Below are 17,493 nucleotides of genomic sequence, written 5' to 3'. Positions count from 1 at the left end.
GTTGAGCCAAGAACGCACGATCACCAAGAAGGAATCGACCTCGATCCTTCTCGCCTCAGTACTGGCCGCCGCCTCTACCTTTATCGCCACCGTCATCGTGCAGCGGGTGCTGGGTGGCACAGCCGTGACCGAGTTTATGCTCTTTTGGGCGTTGCTCTTCGGCGTCTACGGCGTGATCGGGGGCATTACCTCTGAGGCCACCCGCGCCGTCGGCGCACAGCGGCTCCGCGAGATCGCGCAGAGCGACCCGTCCGGAGAGAGCCTGAGCGGCTCGGTCTCGACGGGGCCGGCCGGGGCACGCCCAACGTATGTTGCCATGGGAATAGGTGCGGTGATCGGCGCCGTGCTGGTGCTCAGCTCACCGCTGTGGATCGGCGAATTCCTCAAGCAGAATACCTTGGGGGTTGTGGTAGCGATCGGCGTGGCCTGCCTTCTGTACGCGGTACAGGTTGCCATGAGTGGTAACGCCGCCGGCCTCAATAGCTGGTACATGATGGCCTCCATTACCGCTAGCGAAGCGCTCTGGCGTTTAGTGGCGATGCTCGTTGTGGGCATGGTAGTGGGTTCGCTGTGGGGTCTGGAAGCGGCCGCTATCTCACCGGCACTTCTGTGGCCACTGTTGGTACTTTTCTCGAAGACTGGCCGCAAAGTTTTCAACGCCCGCGCCGACGTCCCGGTTGCACGACTCACCCGCAATATCTTGCTGGCCATGGGATCTTCGGCGGCCTCGGCTGCGCTGACTGTCGGGTTCCCGCTCATGATGCAGGCCTCCGGCGACGAGAAGAATGATGCCTACCTGAAGATGATGATGGGCGCGCTGATCCTGGCCGTCTCGATCACGCGAACCCCCATCATGTTGCCGCTACAGGCGTTCCAGGGCGTGGCGATCTCGATGTTCCTCAAGCAGGCGCATCGGCCGCTGGCCGCCCTCCTTAAACCTGCGGGCGCCCTGTTGGGTGTCGGCGCGATCGGTGGCGTGCTCGCGTTTTTGATTGGCCCCTGGCTCTTCCTGCTGATCTACGCGCCGAAACCCGAGCAGGTGCAGGCCTACCACGAGGTGGCGCAGGGGTGGACGCTGGGCGCCCTCACCTTCGCCTCCGCTTTTATGGCGCTGTTGGTGCTCACCGGCACCGCGGTGCTCGCCCTGAACCTCCACAAGGTGTATGTGGCCGGCTGGGTGATCGGCGCCGCCGTGAGCCTCGCATTGCTGTTCCTGCCGATGGACCTGGTGCCGCGCGTGCTGATCGCCCTTTACGGCGGCCCCATCTGCGGTATCGCCGTGCACCTAGCGGGCATGGTGGCCCGAGCTAGAGACCGTAAGTCCGCTTAACGTAGGCGCCGTAGAGCGTGCGGTACAGGGCCGGTGAGACCTTCAAGAGGATCGCCGCGGCGCCGAACATCTTGTTCGCCCGTACCGCCGAGAGTGCCTGCCCCCAGCCGATCTCGCGGCGGCAGTCTGCGATGACCTGGCGGCCCGCGGCGTCGTCGCGGAAAAGCGCCTGCTGGGCGTTGTTGAGGTAGGTGATCACCGACGAGGTGTCGTAGGCGCGTTTGCCGGGGCCGGTATGGAGGAGGTCACCCAAGATCTCCCGTTGCAGCTCCATGAGGCGACGAGATTCCTCGAGGGGCGTGATGCGGCCCCAGGTCAGGCCCGTGGAATCCATGAAGTATTCGTTGAGCACTTCGTCGGTCATTACAACCTTTTGGGCGGCGCGGCAGAGCGCCAGAATGGTGAGCGCATCCTCGCCGCGATGGATTCCGGCGGGGAAGCGAATGTTCTCGAAGAGGCTCGCGCGCACGAGTTTGTCGCTCACATACGGGGTCATGCCCTGGCCCGTGAGAAGCGAGATGGCGGCCTCATCACCGGTATATTCCGTGGTGGGAATGCCCGTGCGGTCGTTCACGGAACCATCCGCGGCCTTGACGATCGAGAGCAACGAGCCGACCATATCTGCCCCGTACTTGTCCGCGTACCCGTGCAGAGTCTCGAGGAGAGCCGGGCGCATCGTATCGCCCGAATCGAGGAAGGCGATCCACTCACCGCGGGCTTCATCGAGACCCTGGTTACGTACGGTGGAGACGCCGCGGTTTTCGGGATTGTCGAAAACCCGCACGCGCTCGTCGGGGCGGTTCTGGAGGTATTCGGCAATCACACGGGAGGAATCGTCGGGGGAGCCGTCGATGAGCACGAGCAGCTCGAAGTCGGGGTCGGTCTGAGCCAGCACCGAGTCGATCGAGAGCGCAATGCGGTCTTCGGCGTTGTAGACCGGCATGATGATGGACGTGCGGGGCGAGGGGGTCATGACTTCCTTGGGTTCTCGAGGGTTACAGGCCGTAGACGCGCTTGATATATGCGCCGTAGAGAATGCGATAGAGCTCCGGTGAGGCCTTCAACAGCACGGCCGCGGCACCGAAGACCGGGCGGCTGGCCAGTGTCTGGCAGGCGGCGGCCCAGCTGATTCTTTGCCGGGCTCCGCGGATCACCGCGTCGGACTCGTTACCGCCGACGACCAGCGCCTGCTGGGCGTTGTTGAGAAAGGTCAGCACCCGTTGCGTGGTCAACGCCTTGCTCCGCGCCCCGGACGCCGGCAACGACTGCGCGGCCGAGGTCAGGTAGTCCATGAGCCGTTCGCTCTCGTCCAACGGGGTGATGCGGCCCCAGGTGAGACCGCCGGCGTCTACCGTGTAGAGGTAGACCGGTTCGGCGCAGGCGACCACGAATCGGGCCTGGGTGAGCGCGGTGAGCACCACCACGGCGTCTTCGGCGCGGTGAATGTCTTCGGGGAAGTGCACCCCGCCCAGCGTCTCGGCGGTGAAGAGCTTGTCCCAGAGATAGGGGGTGAGCGAGTCGTCCAGAAGTTTCAGGCTGGCCTGCTCGCCGGTGTAGAGCCCCGGGGTGGCGCGGGCACGAACGGTCCGGGTACCGTCCTGCTCGGTGAGGGTGTGCGCCCCGATGGCGATGTCTGCGCCCGACTCCCGGGCGTAGATGTGCAGCGTTTCGAGAAAGTGGGGTTCGAGGCGGTCGTCGGAGTCGAGAAAGGCGATCCAATCACCGCGGGCCTCGCTCAATCCCTGGTTGCGCACTGCCGATACGCCGCGGTTTTCGGGATTGTCGAAAACCCGCACGCGGTCGTCGGGGTGGTTCTGGAGGTATTCGGCGATCACACGGGAGGAGTCGTCGGGGGAGCCGTCGATGAGCACAAGTAGCTCGAAGTCGGGGTCGGTCTGGGCCAGCACGCTCTCTACGGCCCGCACCACCGTGGTCTCGGTCTTGAAGACGGGCATGATGATCGAGGTGCGCGGAGCGGAAGGTGTTGCCATGTGGTTACCCATTCTGTGCGGCGAAAGGCTCTGAACTAAAAGTATAGGTGCTCGGGTTTCATTCACTGGGCACGGGGTTACCGCCTGCCCTCACTTGCGGGTATGGTTTTTCTACCCCTAGATTGCTCACCCCATGACTATGGGGGAGGGCACTACGCGAAAGAGGACACATGGCAGAGACCCCGCAGATGAAGTCGCCTCGTCGAGCCGCCGTCGCCAGCTGGATCGGTTCTGCCCTGGAATATTATGACTTCGCGGTCTACGGCACCGCCGCCGCGATCGTGCTCAATCACATCTTCTTTCCCGAAGACGCTCCCGCCGCGGCAGTTCTGAAATCTATGGCCGTGATCGGGGTGGCGTACGTGGTGCGCCCACTCGGCGCGATGCTGGTGGGGCCGCTCGGTGACCGGTTCGGACGCAAGTTCGTGATGATGCTGACCCTCTTTCTCATGGGCGGTGCCACGTTTGCGATCGGGTGCCTGCCCACTTTCGATTCGGCGGGGCTGCTTGCTCCCGGTCTGCTGGTGCTCTGTCGTATGCTCCAGGGGTTATCGGCGGCGGGCGAGCAGGCCAGCGCCATTTCGATGTCTCTGGAACACGCGCAAGACCATCAGCGCGGGTTCATCACCAGCTGGACGCTCCAGGGCACCCAGTTCGGCTCGCTACTGGCGACCGCGATCTTTATTCCGTTTGCGGCATTGCCCGAGGAGCAACTATATTCCTGGGGCTGGCGCGTGCCTTTCTGGCTTTCGGCGTTCGTGGTGGTGGCCGCGTGGTTGATTCGCCGCCGTCTGCACGAGCCGCCCTCCTTCACGAAGCGGGACGCCGCGTCCCGCACCCCGCTACGCGCCGTGCTGGCCGGCCATAAGGTGATGGTGGCCCGTATCGCGGTCTGTGCGATGGTGAATACCGTGAACATGGTGTTCACGACTTTCGCGCTCTCGTACGCCACCCACGCGGGCATTGAGCGCACCACGATGCTGTGGGTGCCGGTGGCCTCGAACCTGCTGGGGCTGCTCGCGATCCCGCTGTTTGCCGTGCTGTCGGACCGCGTGGGGCGGAAACCGGTGTTCATCACTGGTGCGTTGGCCTCGTCGCTGACGATGCTGCCCTATCTGCACGCGGTGCACGAACAGCAGATCGTGTGGGTTTTCGTCTGGGGCGTGATCATGCACGGTGGTTTCTACTCCATGGCCAACGGGATCTGGCCGGCGTTCTACGCCGAGATGTTCCCCGCCCCGGTGCGCGTGACGGGCCTGGCGCTGGGAACCCAAATCGGGTTTGCGGCCTCGGGTGGTTTGGCTCCGGCGGCGGCCACGTACTTTGCCGGCCCCGAGTTGGAGAGCTGGCTGGGGCCGTCCTTGTTCACCGTGGCCATGTGCCTGCTGGTGGTGGGTGCGGCGGTCACCGCTCGCGAGACCGCGCGCACGCCTCTGTCAGCTATCGACGAGCGCCCCTAACCTTTCGTGGATATGCACCCTTAAAACCGGTTTTAAGGGTGCATATCCACGAAAAGTGAGTACGGGCTTTAGCGATGCTCGGCGGCCTTGATCGGAACCCACACCTGCATCATGTAGTCCTCGGCGGTGGTGTCTCCGGGGCCGAAGATCTCCATGGCCGGGCCGGTGGGCACGAGGCCGCGGTTGGGAATGAAGTCGCCGATGAGGTAGTCCATTCCTGTGGCCGACGCCAGCAGGGCCGGGCCCTGGACGTCCACGATGGCGTATTCGCCGGCCGGCACCTCTGCGGCGTTGAGGCCGAGCTTGGCCGCGCTTTCACGGGAGTCGATGACCACCCCGGCCATGTAGTCGAACTCCTGGTTGGCGTTGGCGCCGAACATGATCGCGATCTGCTGCGCCTGGGAGACGTCTGCCCCGGCCAGGGTGATCGAGTTGACCACTTCTTTCCACAGCTCGGCGTAGCCTTCGGGCGGTTTGATCGTCTTGCGCAGGCCCGCAACCACGAGGTCGGGCTGGTGCTCGATACGGGCGATTTCTTCAGTCATAGGCTCAATTCTAACGAGCGGGCCTTACCGCGAGCCATGGACGGTGTGGATGGCACCGGTGGCCACCTCGGCCTCGACCTCTTCGAGCGACTTGCCGCGGGTCTCGGGGATCATCTTGAACATGACGAACACCGCTACCGCATTGATGATCGCGAACGCGAAGAAGGTGGTGTTCAGGCCCACCGCGTTCAGCGCGATCGGAAAGACGTAGGCCACCAGGGCGTTCGTCAGCCACAGGCAGAGCACCGAGAAGCCCATGCCGAAGGCGCGGATCTTCTGCGGGAAGATTTCCGAGAGCAGCACCCAGGTTGCCACGTTGAGGAAGGTCTGCATCGAGCCCACGAAGGCGACGATGAGGATCAGCAGGATCCACGGACGCGCCGCGAGGTGATCGGGGATGAGCAGGGCTCCTAACCCGATGAGCAGGTGCAGGAGGGTCACCAGCGCGTATCCGGTGATCATGGTGGTACGGCGGTTGATGCGCTCCATCATCCACAGCGCGATGAAGGCACCGATCACGGCGATCACGCCGTTGGCGGTGTTGGCAATGAGCGCGGCGTTGGTGGAGAACCCGGCGTCTTCGAGCACGATCGTTCCGTAGAACATGATCGAGTTGATACCGGTGAGCTGCTGGAACACGGCGATGGCCACACCGGTCAGCACGATGTGCCGCATCCAACCGGTCTTGAGGATTTCCCCGACACTCGGGGTCTCTTGGTGCTTCTCGTCGTGCAGCGCTCGTTCGATCGAATTCAGCTCGGCCACGGCGCGGTCTTCGGAGCGTACGGTCTTCAACACTGCCAGCGCCTGGTTGTGCTGCCCCCGGTCGAGGAGCCAGCGGGGTGACTCGGGCATGCGTAGCATACCCACGAAGAGGAAGATGGCCGGCAGGGCGCAGATCGCCAGCATGTAGCGCCAGACGTGGTCGTGGTGGCCCAGCGTGGTGCCCAGGATGGCGTTGATGACGAAGGCGGCGAGCTGACCGACCACGATCATCATCTCGTTGCGGCCGGAGAACGAGCCGCGCACTTCGAAGGGGGCGAGCTCGGCGAGAAAGACCGGCACTACCGTGGACGCGCCACCGACCGCCAGGCCGAGCAACACGCGTCCGATCAGCAACAAGACGAGGTTGGGGGCCAGCGAGCAGGCGACGGCGCCGATGAAGAAGAGTACGGCCAGGGCAAGGATGATCTTGCGCCGCCCGATCGCGTCGGAGATCTTCCCGGAGACAAGTGCGCCGATCGCGGCGGCCAAGAGCAGGGACGAGGTCACCAGGCCGATGCCGGAGGCCTCCAATCCGAGTTCTTTGGTCATCGGCGTGATCGCGCCGTTGATCACGCCGGTGTCGTAACCGAAGAGAAGTCCACCGAAGGTGGCCACGAGCGCGACCCTGCCGAGGTGCTTCTTGTGGGGTCCTTCGGTGAGCGGGGGGAGTGAGGCTTCATATCCGGTGGGTTGATAGCCCGACATGCATGCTCCTTTGATCAGTCTGCTGATCCTGAGTGTATAGCTTTTCAGACGACCGGGGGGCGGGGTCGGTGGCCGCCGCGCACCCCGGGCGGCAAATTTTTCGAATTTTGAATACCCTCGGCCCCGGTTCTGATGTGACCTAAACCTCACGGGGCGGGTAGGCTCAAAGGAAGAACACAATCACCACTGAGGGAGTATCCATGTTTGGTTTTGGAAAGAAAAAGAAGGACGTCGCCCAGCAGCCCGCCGCCACCCCGTCGGCTTCCGCTGTGGCCGAGCCGCTCGTCGCCCCGGCGACCGGGCAGTACAAGAAGCTCGCGGACGTCCCCGACCCGGTGTTCGCACAGGGCACCATGGGCGATGGTTTCGCCGTCGTGCCGGAGGATGGCGTGGTCGTCTCTCCCGTGGCGGGCGAAGTCGCCATCCTGCAAGACACCCTGCACGCCTTCCTGGTCAAGACCCCCGCCGGGGCCGAGGTGCTCGTGCATGTGGGTATCGACACCGTTGAACTGGGCGGCCGTGGGTTCACCGCGCGCGTTTCCCGCGGGGACACCGTGGCCGCGGGTCAGCCCGTGCTGGAGGTCGACTGGGCCGCGATTGCCTCCGAGGTGCCCGCCACCGACGTCATGGTGATGGTGACCAACTCTAAGAAGTTCGCGCTGACCAAAAACAACGACGCCGCCCACCCGGTCACCGCAGGTGAACAGGTAGGCAGCGCCGCCGCTCTCTAAAAACCGGTTGTCTCGACCGCGCCCTGGGCTAGTTCAGGGCGCCGTTGATCGCGGTCAGCGCCTGAGTCTCGGTGCGTGCGGTCAGCAACTCCTGGCGGAAAGGTTCGCGCATCAGCGACCGCGCCAGTTTCGAGAGGATGCGTAGGTGCTCGTCGCCGGCGGACTCCGGCACGGCCACCAGAAACACCAGGCGTACCGGTTGCGCGTCGGGTGCGGACCACTCCACGCCCGGCTCGGCCAGCCGCGCAAAGACCAGGGTGGGTTTCTTCACGGCCGCGCACCGGGCGTGCGGGATGGCCACACCGTGACCGACCGCGGTGGTGCCCTGATCCTCGCGGGCGAAGGCGGCGATCACTACCTGATCGGAGTCGGTGAAGCGACCGTGCACTCCGGCCACGCGCGCCAACGAGTCGATCACGGAGTCGCGGCCTTCGCTGTCGACGGGTTGATCGAGCACGATCAGGCCCTCGTGAATGAGGTCTTTGATGCCGGTGTGGTTATATTCCGCATCGGTCATCGGTGCGGAACCGCCGGCGGTCGTCGTCGACGCGCGTGCCGGCTCGGTCTCGCCGGCCTCGGCGGTAGCCGCCGCGGCGGTGGCGGGAACGCGCTCGTCGTTGCGGTCAGCGGCGTCCTCAAGGCCGTGGCCCGCCCGCGCCGCGCGCCGGGTCGAGAGTCCCAGCAGGGTGAGCATGACCGCGACCGTGACCGCGATGCCTGCCAACAGGGCCAAGAAGAACAGGGCGACGCCGTCCACCGCGCCCAGGAGCGCGACGATGGGGCCGCCGTGCATCACGTTATCTTTCACGCCCCACAACCCGGCCAGGGCTCCGGCGGTCGCACCACCGGCCACGTTCGCCGGGATTACCTGCAGCGGACGCGCCGCCGCCAACGGAATCGCGCCCTCGGTGATGCCGAAGAAACCCATGAACAGGGCGGCGATTCCCGAGTCGCGCTCGGTCTGCGTGAAGAGCTTGCGGCGCAACAGCGTCGCCACGCCCACGGCCAGCGGGGGAACGGCGATGGCCGCCGCGGTCATGCCCATGGGGGCCGCGTTGCCCGAGGCGATCATGCCGCCGCCGAAGAGGAAGGCGGTCTTGTTGAAGGGCCCACCCATGTCGAAGGCGATCATGGCACCTAGGATCGCGCCGAGAATGATCATGGACGCGCCGTCGAGGGTAGAGAGCCACTGCGTGAGGTTCTCAAACAGGGCGGCGATCGGGTTGCCCAGCAGGTACACGAAGAGCAGACCCACGATGGTGGTCGTGAGGATCGGGATCACGATGATCGGCCAGATGGCGGCCAGATACTTATTCACCCGAATCTTGCGGATCGCCAGGGCCACGTAACCGGAGAGGAAACCGGTGATGATGCCGCCGATGAATCCCGCGCCGGTCTCGGTGCCGTAGAGCGAGCCGGTGGTGGCGATCAGGCCGGTGATGAAGCCGGGAGCCAGGCCGGGGCGGCCGGCGATGCCCGAGGCGATGAAGGCCGAAAGCACCGGAACCATCAGGCTAAACGCCAGGGAGCCGATCTGCAGGATGGTGTTCCAGAACGAATCTTCAGGAACTTTGAGGCCCTCGGGGGTGGGTTGGCCGCCCAGGGAGAGGGCCACCGCGATCATTAGACCGCCGCAGACCACGAAGGGGATCATGTGGGAGACGCCGTTCATGAGCGCCTGGTACATCGAGCGGCCCAGCGAACCCTTACCGGTTTCATTGCCAGCCACCACGGACGTCCCCGCGCGGCCGGTCTCGGACGCCGCCACAGACTCGCCACCGGCCGCCTGGCCTGTCCCGGCACCCGCCCCGGCACCGTACACCGGGGCAGACTGGGCGCGGGTTAGCAGGTCGTTGGGGTTCTTAATCGCCTCGGAGACCGAAGCGGTCAGCAGGCGTTTGCCGGCAAAACGCTCTTTATCGACGGCGGTATCGGCGGCAACGAGCACGGCGTCTGCTGCGGCTACGTCTGCCTCGCTGAAGGTGCCCTCCACGCCGATCGAACCGTGGGTCTCGACCTTGAGATCCATGTTGAGCTCGGCCGCCGCCGCGGTGAGCTTCTCGGCGGCCATATAGGTGTGGGCGATACCGGTGGGGCACGCGGTGATCGCCAGGATGCGTGGCTTGTTGTTACTTGTCATGGGTTCCTTCTCGGTTTGTCCCCGCACAACAACGGCGCATGTCGCGAGTGACACGCTCAGATAATTCCGGGGTACATTAGCCTTAATCATCCCACTCCCGCGAAGGAACATCATGACACAGCGCCGCACACCGTCCGTCCTCGGAAAAATCGTGACCATCAACGCCGGCGGGTACACGGCCCGCATCGCCGAGGTCGGCGCCACCCTGGTTTCCCTCACGGGCCCCACCGGGCGGCAGCTGGTGCTCCCGGCGTCCGAAACCGAGATCAACACCGCCTACCGCGGTGCCCTGCTCGCGCCCTGGCCCAACCGCCTCGAAGACGGCCGGTACACCTGGGAAGGTGCGGAATATCAGGCGCCCATCACCGAGGTGGAACGCAACAACTCCAACCACGGCCTGCTGGCCTGGCAACGGTTCTCGCTCCAGGCCACCGAGTTGGAGGAGAACCACAGTCTCACCGCCCACCTGGATCTGGTGCCGCAACCCGGTTACCCCTTTCAGCTCGAGTTCACCGTCACCTACACGGTCAGCGGCGAGGGGTTGCACTGCCGGCTGAGCGCCACCAACATCGGTGCCGACACAGCCCCTTACGCGATGGGCGCCCATCCCTACCTCGTCGCCTCCGGTGAGCCCGAAACCCCCGGTGCGGTGGACGAGTGGACCCTGCGCGCACCGGTGACCTATCAGTTGCCCGTGACCGACCGCATGATCCCGCTGAACGGCGACCAAGAACTGCCCGCCAACCGCCGGCTCGACGAAGGCCTGGCCCTGGTCGGCGTGAATCTCGACGACGCCTTCGGCGGCATCACCCGCGAAGGCGACGGTAGCGCGGTCGTGCGGCTCACTACCGCAGACAACACCGGCACCGGCCTCAGCTTCGGGGAAGACATCGCGTGGCTACAGTGCTACACCGACGGCGAGACCCGGCGCGGGGTGGCCGTCGAGCCCATGAGCGCCCCGGCCAACGCCTTCAATTCGGGAACCGATCTGACCCGTCTGGAACCCGGTGAGACCCACACCGCCACCTGGACCATCTTCGAGATCACCGCCTGAGACCCCCTCGAGAGAACGCCATGCAGAGAACCACCCACGACCCGCAACACCCGGCCACCAGCTATCGGCTTCGCGTGCCCAGACCTGAGGACGCCGAGGCCTTCGCCGCCGTGCGTCTGGCCAGTTGGCGGGCGGCCTACCGGGGCGTGTTTGACGAGCGCGTTTTCGTGGAGCAGGAACAGCAGAACCCCCAGCGGGTGGAAGGGTACCGCTGGTGGTTTGAACAGATGGACGCCACCGGTTACGACACCGAAGCCCGCACCGAGGCGCAGCGCCGCGGCTTAGTCGCAGTGGACGCCGCCGCCCGACTCGTCGGGGTCGCCTCCACCCGCACGGCGCCCGGCGAGATCACCGAGCTAACCCTGCTCTACACCCTCCCCGAGGTCTTCGGCGCAGGGGTCGGGCGGATGCTACTGAACGAGCTTCTCGGCGACCAACCCGCCCGACTAGAGGTGCTCGCCGCCAACCCGCGCGCCATCGCCTTCTACCGCAAACACGGCTTCGCCGAGACCGGCAAAACCGCTACCTTCGGCGGGCACAAAACACTGGTGATGGCCCGCTGAGCGCGGGGATCATCCGTTGACCGCGGGGCCATCCGTTAAACCCGGGGACTAGCTACAGCCGCAACCACCGCAGCCGCAACCGCCGGCGTTGGGGGTGGAGCCTTGGGCCGGGTTGGCGCTCGCGGAGGTGGCCGATTCGCCCGCACCGGGCAGGCCCTGGCCGAAGTCGCCGCCCATGAGGTTGCGGCGCATGCCGATCTCGGGGCCGCCTGCGGGCTTCTCTGTTACCCCGGCCAGCTTGGCCGCGAAACCCGCCGGCTCCATGGTGGGCGCCACGGGGGCGTCCGATGCGCCACCGCCACAGGCCGCCGCGGCCGCGGGGAGCTTCTTCTGCTTGACCGTGCGCGCTTTCGAGAACCGTTCTAGCTGCTCACGGTCGGGGTAGTTGTACGAAACCTTGACCGTGCCGTCCACCAGCAGGATCGGCAGTACCTCGGCGCCGGCCATCTCGATCTGCTCGGCCACCGGGGCGCAGTCGGTGAAGGCGGAGGGGTAGGAGTCGGTGGAGTAGACCGCGATGTCGTGCCCGGCGTCCAGTAGCTGTTGCGCGGTGGCGAGGAACTCCTCGCGCTCGACGTCCTTCGGGTCGTCCTCGTTCTCACCCGGGCCGGGGATGAAGACTTCCAGCTCGGCGTAATCGGGGGTTTCGGTCTGCGTCACGGTGATCTCCTCGGGGCCTTCTACCGGGGCGCAACTTGCGGGTGTGCACCCCCGGTCATGTCTCTTCAGTACAACGTTACAACCAGGGACCAAAATTCCACCCCCTAAAAGTCGCGCCTGCATCTGTCGAGGGGGTAGGCTCAAATGAAAGATAGATCACTGCATCCGTGAGGAGCGAGAGAATTGTTCGGTTTCGGCAAGAAGAAGAAAAAAGATTCTGCTTCTATGAAGCCCGATGGCCGTCAGGGCCTGCTCGGTGAGGAGCTGGTGGCTCCCGTGGGCGGCCAGTACCAGATGCTGTCTGAGGTGAGCGATAAGGTCTTCGCCAGCGGCCTCATGGGGGAGGGCTACGCGGTGATTCCCCACGAGAACACGATCGTCGCCCCCGTCTCCGGCGAGCTGGTGCTCATGCAGCGCACCCGCCGCGCGTTCATGATCCGCACCCCCGACCGCGCCGAGGTGCTCGTGCACATCGGCGCCGAACCCGGAGAGCATAAAGGGCGCGGGTTCACCGTTCTCACCGAACCCGGCCAGCAGGTCACCGCGGGTCAGCCGATCGTCGACATCGACTGGATGGCGGCGAACATGGTGCAGCCCGAAACGGAGATCATGGTGATGGTGACCAACAAGAAAGATTTCGGTGTTCGCCCGATTCAGGACGCCGCACGCACCGTAGTCGCCGGCGAGCAGGTCGGCAACGTGGAGCGTTAACCCCTGTACGGTAGCGTTAAATCTAGAACGCGGGGCGCCCAGTGTAGAACCACTGTGCGCCCCGCGTTCGTTTGGGAGTGAATCCCCACCGGCGGAGGATAACCCCCGCCGTCGGGGCGATGCTAGATACTAGCGATCGATGATTTGGTAGTTGAGCGGTGCATTCTCGCGCAACTCCCGGTTAGCCTTCTCCACCTTGAGTTTGGAGAGAAGGAAAATGACCAACAGATTGATGATGGCGGGGATCCATACGTACATGACGTACAACATGTTGGTGGCCGATTCAGACTGGGTCTCGGCGTTGGCCACGTAGCCGGAGGCCGCCAGTAGCCAACCGGTCACCGCGGTGCCGATGCCGCCGCCAATCTTCACACCCAGCGAGGTCGCCGAGAACATGGTTCCGTCGATGCGCTTCTTCTGGGTGAGGAAGGTGTGTTCCGATGCCTCGGCGATGAGGGCGTTGATGGTGCCCTGCAGGGGGCTGATACCCAGGGACGCGATCGCCGAGAAGACCAACATGAGCGGCACATTGCCCATGTAGGCCGCCACGATAACCAGCACACGGCCGATGAAACCAAGCATGTAACCGTAGAGGTTCACGTGGTACATACCGCGCATCTTCTGCACGATCATCGGGGTGAACAGCAGACCGACGATCATCGGGATGTTGATGGCCCAGGCGAAGGGTCCGAGCAGGTTGCCGTCGCCGAGGATGTAGATCATGAAGTAGATGCCGATGCCCAGGGTGGCGTTGTAGATCTGGTTAAGCAGGAACACCGAGAGCAAGATCAGGTAGTACTTGTTCTTGAGAATGAGGCTCAGGGATTCCCGGAACGAGTAATTCTCATTGGGGAGAGGATGATTCTCGCGGATGACGGGGATCGACTGGGTCTCTTCTTCCAGAACCTCCTTGGGGAGTTCCTTGACCGAGAACACCGAGATCGAGTTGACGATCAGTCCGATCACCGCGTAGATGATCGCCACGGTGCGCCACGCTTCAGCGCCGCCGCCGAAGTACTGCACGGCACCGACGGTGATGGTCTGGATCAACATGGAGGTACCGAAGGCGAACATGAAGCGGGCGGAACCCATCTGCACACGCTCGTTGCCGTTCTTGGTGATGAGCGCGGTCAACGCACCGTAGGCAATGTTGTTGGCGGTGTAGAAGACGGAGTTCAGCAGGGTGTAGGCGATGAAGAACCAGGCGTACTGGGCGAACTGACCCATGTTGGTGGGAATGGCGAAGATCGCGATGATCATTGCCGCGCAGCCGAAGAAGCCCCAGAACATCCACGGGCGGGCCTTGCCCATCTTGGTGTTGGTTCTATCGATGAAGCCGCCGAAGATCAGGTCGGTGAAGCCGTCGAAGAACTTCGAAACCATGATCAGGGTACCGACGATACCGGGGTTCAGGCCGATGGTGTCGGAGAGGTAGATCATCACGAAGGAGGCGATGAATGCGTAGACGACGTTACCGGCAACGTCCCCCGAGCCGTAGCCCACTACGTTGTACCAACGTAGGTATTTCTTTTCAGTCATGTGCTGTGCCTTTGTGTGTGGGAGCGGGTGCTCAGATCAATGAGGTGAAGGGATTGAGAGTAACTTCGAAGAGAAATTCCTCATCGTTGAACTGGTATCGTTCGAGGACCTCGGGCCCACAACTATTGGAGCCGATACCGTTCTGTGCAAAGTCGATGCACAGAACCGTCGAACCGCTGTGTTCGAGTTCGAAGCTGTGCTTCTTTGCGGTGAGCTCTTCCTGGGTGAAGGGAGAGGCGTTGAAGGAGAACTTTTCGCGCGCGGTAACGCCGAGCGCGTGGGTGCCCTCGCCGACCTGCACATAGGAGCAGTCCCAGTGGCTGCCGTTCTCCTGGGGCATGAGGTAGTCCTCATGCAAGTCTTCAACCGTGGCTTCGAAAACGCCGTGGTAGCTGGCCCGGTGCTTATCGCGGTAGCTTTCCTCCGGGCCCATGCCGTAGTAACGCACGGTGTTCATCGACTTCGGCAACTGCAGGCGCAGCCCGAAGCGGGGCAAGACCGGGAACTCACTGGCTTTGGTGACCTGCAACGAGGTGCGGATCAGGCCCGAGGGTTCGATCTGCCAGAGGGCGTTCACGCGCAGAATGGGTTGCACGGTGGGCGCGACCACGCTCAGCACGCTCTTGATCACCACGTTCTCACCGTCCTGGACGACGGTGCTCGAGTAGGCGTGGGTGTAGGCCTGGTGAAAGCGGGCCTCTTCCCACTTCTCGCGCAGGTACATGTCGTTGTCGGTGGGGGCGCGCCAGATGTTGATGTCCATCGGGGCGTCCAGTAGCTCGTAGCCGTCGGCGGTGAGCTGGTGGAAGACGCCGGTGAGCTTGTTGAACACGTAGGTGAACTTCTCGCCAGAGACCTCAACGTAGCGGTCGCTTTCGGTGACCTGCAGGTCCTGCGAGAAGCCCGGGGTCTCGAGAACCTTCTGCACGTCTTCGTTCGTGGAGTCCACCACCTGAATCGGGGTTTCGTCCAGGCCGAGGAAGGTCCCGGCGGGCAGCAGCGGGCGGTCTTGGACGGCGGTGAACTTCACGATCAGGTAGCAGTCGCCCGAGGTAGGCAGCTCGGCGTCCAGGGTGAGGGTGACGTCCCGGTGCGGGGCGGCGTCCTCGGGGAGCGTCAGTGTGCCCTCCGAGACGACCTTGCCGTTGCGGCGGATCTCCCACGCGGCGTCCACGTACTCGTTGAGGTGGGTGAAGTCGAGGTAATTGCGCAGGGTCAGCCGGCCGGTGCTCGAGTCGAAGGCGACGACGCGAGCGGGGCGGGCGACGTTGCGGTACTCGAGCAGGTTGGTGTGCGGGGTGCGGTCGGGGTAGACCAGGCCGTCCATGCAGAAATTGCCGTCGTGGACCGTCTCGCCGTGGTCGCCACCGTAGAGGTAACGACCCTTGCCGCTGGGTGCCAGGCCCGCGTAGACGGCGTGGTCGCACCATTCCCACACGAAGCCGCCGCACATGGCCCGGTTGTTGTCGATGAGCTGGAAGTAATCCTCGAAGTCGCCGGGGCCGTTGCCCATGGCATGGCAGTATTCGATGAGCAAAAACGGCTTGTCGGGGTCGGAGGAAAGGTACTTCTGTACGTCCTCGAACGGCGGGTACATGCGGCTGTAGAGGTCGATGTTGGAGTAGTCGTAGGAACGCTTGTGGTCGTCGTAGTACGAGCTCTCGTAGGCGGTGATGCGCTCGGGATCGTAGGCTTTGACCCAGGCCAGCGCGTTCTCCAGGGTACAACCGTAGGCGCACTCGTTACCCGCCGACCAGGCGATCACCGAGGGGCGGTTCTGCTCCCGGATCACGCACAGCTGCATGCGGTCCAGGGTGGACTCGTTGAATTCGGGGTTATCGGCGATGCGCTCGTTCCAGTGCTTCACCTGGTTCTCGAAGGAGCTGTCTTTCAGGTACTGCACCTGGGTGCCGTGGCTTTCGTTGTCTGCTTCAGACATCACGAGAAAGCCGTACTCGTCACACAGCTGGTAGAAGTAGGGCGAGTTGGGGTAGTGGCTGCTGCGAATCGCGTTGAAGTTGTGCTGCTTGATGAGCTCGAGGTCGCGCTGCAGGTGCTCGATGTCTACGGCGGGGCCGAGAACGGGGTCGGAGTCGTGCCGGTTCACGCCGCGGAAGGTGAAGGGCGCGCCGTTGAGGTACAACACGTTGTGGCGGATCTTGATCTCGCGCACGCCCACGCGCTCGTGGATCACCTCGTTCTCGGTGTCCAAGAGGAGGTCGTAGAGGTAGGGGTTCTCGGGGTTCCACAGCTGGGGTTCTTCTATGTTCAACCGTAGCGCATGGGTGAAGCCTGCCCGTTCGCTGCCGGGTGCGAAGCTGCCGGTGGCCACGGTCTGGCCCGCGGCGTCCTGCAGGGTGGCGGTGACCGCGGGGGTTCCCGCGAAGGTGGCGTCGATACTGACGGTCGCCTGTCCGTCGGACAGCGCGGTGGAGACGAAGTAGTTGCGCAGGTGATCTGCGGGGCGGTTGAGGATGTAGACGTCGCGGAAAATGCCGGAGGTGCGGAACTTGTCTTGATCCTCGAGGTAGCTACCGTCGCACCACTTGAGCACGAGCACGGCCAGCGTGTTCTTACCCTCGGTGAGGTGCTCGGTGATGTCGAATTCGGCGGTGGCGTGCGAGACCTGGCTGTACCCGACGTACGCGCCGTTGACCCACACGTAGTAGCAGGAGTCGATGCCCTCGAAGACCAGGTGGGCGCGCTCGGCGTTGGCAGCGGCGGAGTAGTCGAATTCGCGGACGTACGCGCCGGCGGGGTTCTCGTGCGGCACGAAGGGCGGGTCTTGCGGGTAGGGGTACTTGAAGTTGGTGTACTGCGGGGTGTCGTAACCGTGGGACTGCCACACCGAGGGAACGGGAATCTCGTCGAAGTCGGAGTGGTCGAAATCGGCGGCGAAGAACTCTTCGGTGACGTCGTAGACGCTGGGGTAGTAGCGGAAAGACCAGGTGCCGTTGAGGTTGGTGTAGCGGTCGGACTCCGCGCGGTCCGCCACCAGCGCACCCATATCGCGGGAGGCCGGCACGTAGTAGTTGCGGGGTTCGAGCGTGTGCTCATGGAGAATCCCGAGGTTCTCGTAGTGTTTGGGGACGATCATGGTCTCCCACCCTTTCAAAGCAGACCGCATTCACCGTTGAATGTTTGTTTATGTTTATTCAAACATAATTCAACACCGCGCGCCACCACTTTTTAGGGCATGTTTACCGGTTTTCCTGCAGCTGTCCTGGCGAAACCTCGAGAACTAAGAGGTCTGTCCTTCGTCGGGGGCGCTGTGCAATAATGTTTATTACTGTTCACTT

The 17,493-nt window shown here is 63.9% G+C and carries 14 protein-coding genes; 6 read left to right on the top strand and 8 right to left on the bottom strand.

Features of this window, described 5'->3' with window-relative positions; translation table 11 throughout:
• Position 1 precedes the first annotated feature (1 nt).
• Positions 2-1,330 carry a hypothetical protein gene (locus VVR12_RS06890; RefSeq protein WP_368550431.1) on the top strand — a complete coding sequence of 443 codons (1,329 nt, stop codon included), beginning with the start codon at positions 2-4 and terminating at the stop codon, positions 1,328-1,330.
• On the opposite strand, the gene VVR12_RS06885 is transcribed toward VVR12_RS06890, so the two are convergent.
• A complete protein-coding gene (locus VVR12_RS06885) occupies positions 1,308-2,303 on the bottom strand; it encodes a glycosyltransferase family 2 protein (RefSeq protein ID WP_368550429.1) in 996 nt (331 codons plus the stop codon). The two genes, VVR12_RS06890 and VVR12_RS06885, sit on opposite strands and share 23 nt — an antisense overlap.
• 22 nt (positions 2,304-2,325) lie before the next feature.
• A complete protein-coding gene (locus VVR12_RS06880) occupies positions 2,326-3,321 on the bottom strand; it encodes a glycosyltransferase family 2 protein (RefSeq protein WP_368550428.1) in 996 nt (331 codons plus the stop codon).
• 170 nt (positions 3,322-3,491) lie between these two features.
• Here VVR12_RS06880 and VVR12_RS06875 point away from each other — a divergent pair, with 170 nt between their 5' ends.
• Complete coding sequence (locus VVR12_RS06875; RefSeq protein ID WP_368550427.1) at positions 3,492-4,781, top strand: MFS transporter; 1,290 nt, start codon at positions 3,492-3,494, stop codon at positions 4,779-4,781.
• Positions 4,782-4,849: 68 nt separating this feature from the next.
• On the opposite strand, the gene VVR12_RS06870 is transcribed toward VVR12_RS06875, so the two are convergent.
• Positions 4,850-5,326, bottom strand: coding sequence for a GyrI-like domain-containing protein (locus tag VVR12_RS06870; RefSeq protein WP_368550425.1), 477 nt, complete (start codon positions 5,324-5,326; stop codon positions 4,850-4,852).
• Between the two features lie 24 nt (positions 5,327-5,350).
• Positions 5,351-6,796, bottom strand: coding sequence for a sugar porter family MFS transporter (locus VVR12_RS06865; RefSeq protein WP_368550424.1), 1,446 nt, complete (start codon positions 6,794-6,796; stop codon positions 5,351-5,353).
• A gap of 200 nt (positions 6,797-6,996) precedes the next feature.
• Between VVR12_RS06865 and VVR12_RS06860 the strand changes: the two genes are divergently transcribed.
• Positions 6,997-7,527 carry a PTS glucose transporter subunit IIA gene (locus VVR12_RS06860; RefSeq protein ID WP_368550423.1) on the top strand — a complete coding sequence of 177 codons (531 nt, stop codon included), beginning with the start codon at positions 6,997-6,999 and terminating at the stop codon, positions 7,525-7,527.
• Between the two features lie 28 nt (positions 7,528-7,555).
• Here VVR12_RS06860 and VVR12_RS06855 read toward each other — a convergent pair whose 3' ends face one another.
• Positions 7,556-9,667 (bottom strand): fructose-specific PTS transporter subunit EIIC, encoded by a 2,112-nt coding sequence (locus VVR12_RS06855; protein WP_368550422.1) that lies wholly within the window; start codon positions 9,665-9,667, stop codon positions 7,556-7,558.
• A 112-nt stretch (positions 9,668-9,779) separates the two neighbouring features.
• Here VVR12_RS06855 and VVR12_RS06850 point away from each other — a divergent pair, with 112 nt between their 5' ends.
• Both VVR12_RS06850 and VVR12_RS06845 read left to right on the top strand, forming a co-directional pair.
• Entirely contained in the window at positions 9,780-10,721 is a 942-nt protein-coding gene (locus VVR12_RS06850; RefSeq protein ID WP_368550421.1) for an aldose 1-epimerase family protein, read from the top strand.
• Between the two features lie 20 nt (positions 10,722-10,741).
• Complete coding sequence (locus VVR12_RS06845; RefSeq protein WP_368550420.1) at positions 10,742-11,284, top strand: GNAT family N-acetyltransferase; 543 nt, start codon at positions 10,742-10,744, stop codon at positions 11,282-11,284.
• Between the two features lie 48 nt (positions 11,285-11,332).
• Here VVR12_RS06845 and VVR12_RS06840 read toward each other — a convergent pair whose 3' ends face one another.
• Entirely contained in the window at positions 11,333-11,944 is a 612-nt protein-coding gene (locus VVR12_RS06840) for an arsenic metallochaperone ArsD family protein (protein WP_368550418.1), read from the bottom strand.
• A gap of 225 nt (positions 11,945-12,169) precedes the next feature.
• Between VVR12_RS06840 and VVR12_RS06835 the strand changes: the two genes are divergently transcribed.
• Entirely contained in the window at positions 12,170-12,655 is a 486-nt protein-coding gene (locus VVR12_RS06835; RefSeq protein WP_368550417.1) for a PTS glucose transporter subunit IIA, read from the top strand.
• Between the two features lie 129 nt (positions 12,656-12,784).
• Here VVR12_RS06835 and VVR12_RS06830 read toward each other — a convergent pair whose 3' ends face one another.
• On the bottom strand, positions 12,785-14,194 hold the full coding sequence (locus VVR12_RS06830) for an MFS transporter (protein WP_368550416.1): 1,410 nt from the start codon (positions 14,192-14,194) through the stop codon (positions 12,785-12,787).
• Between the two features lie 31 nt (positions 14,195-14,225).
• Complete coding sequence (locus tag VVR12_RS06825; RefSeq protein ID WP_368550415.1) at positions 14,226-17,291, bottom strand: glycoside hydrolase family 2 TIM barrel-domain containing protein; 3,066 nt, start codon at positions 17,289-17,291, stop codon at positions 14,226-14,228.
• Between the last annotated feature and the right edge of the window lie 202 nt (positions 17,292-17,493).

The organism is Rothia sp. LK2588 (genome assembly GCF_040946465.1).
Lineage (GTDB): Bacteria > Actinomycetota > Actinomycetes > Actinomycetales > Micrococcaceae > Rothia.
Note: the sequence above shows the minus strand (reverse complement) of the source record. Positions and strands in the feature narration are given on the sequence as shown.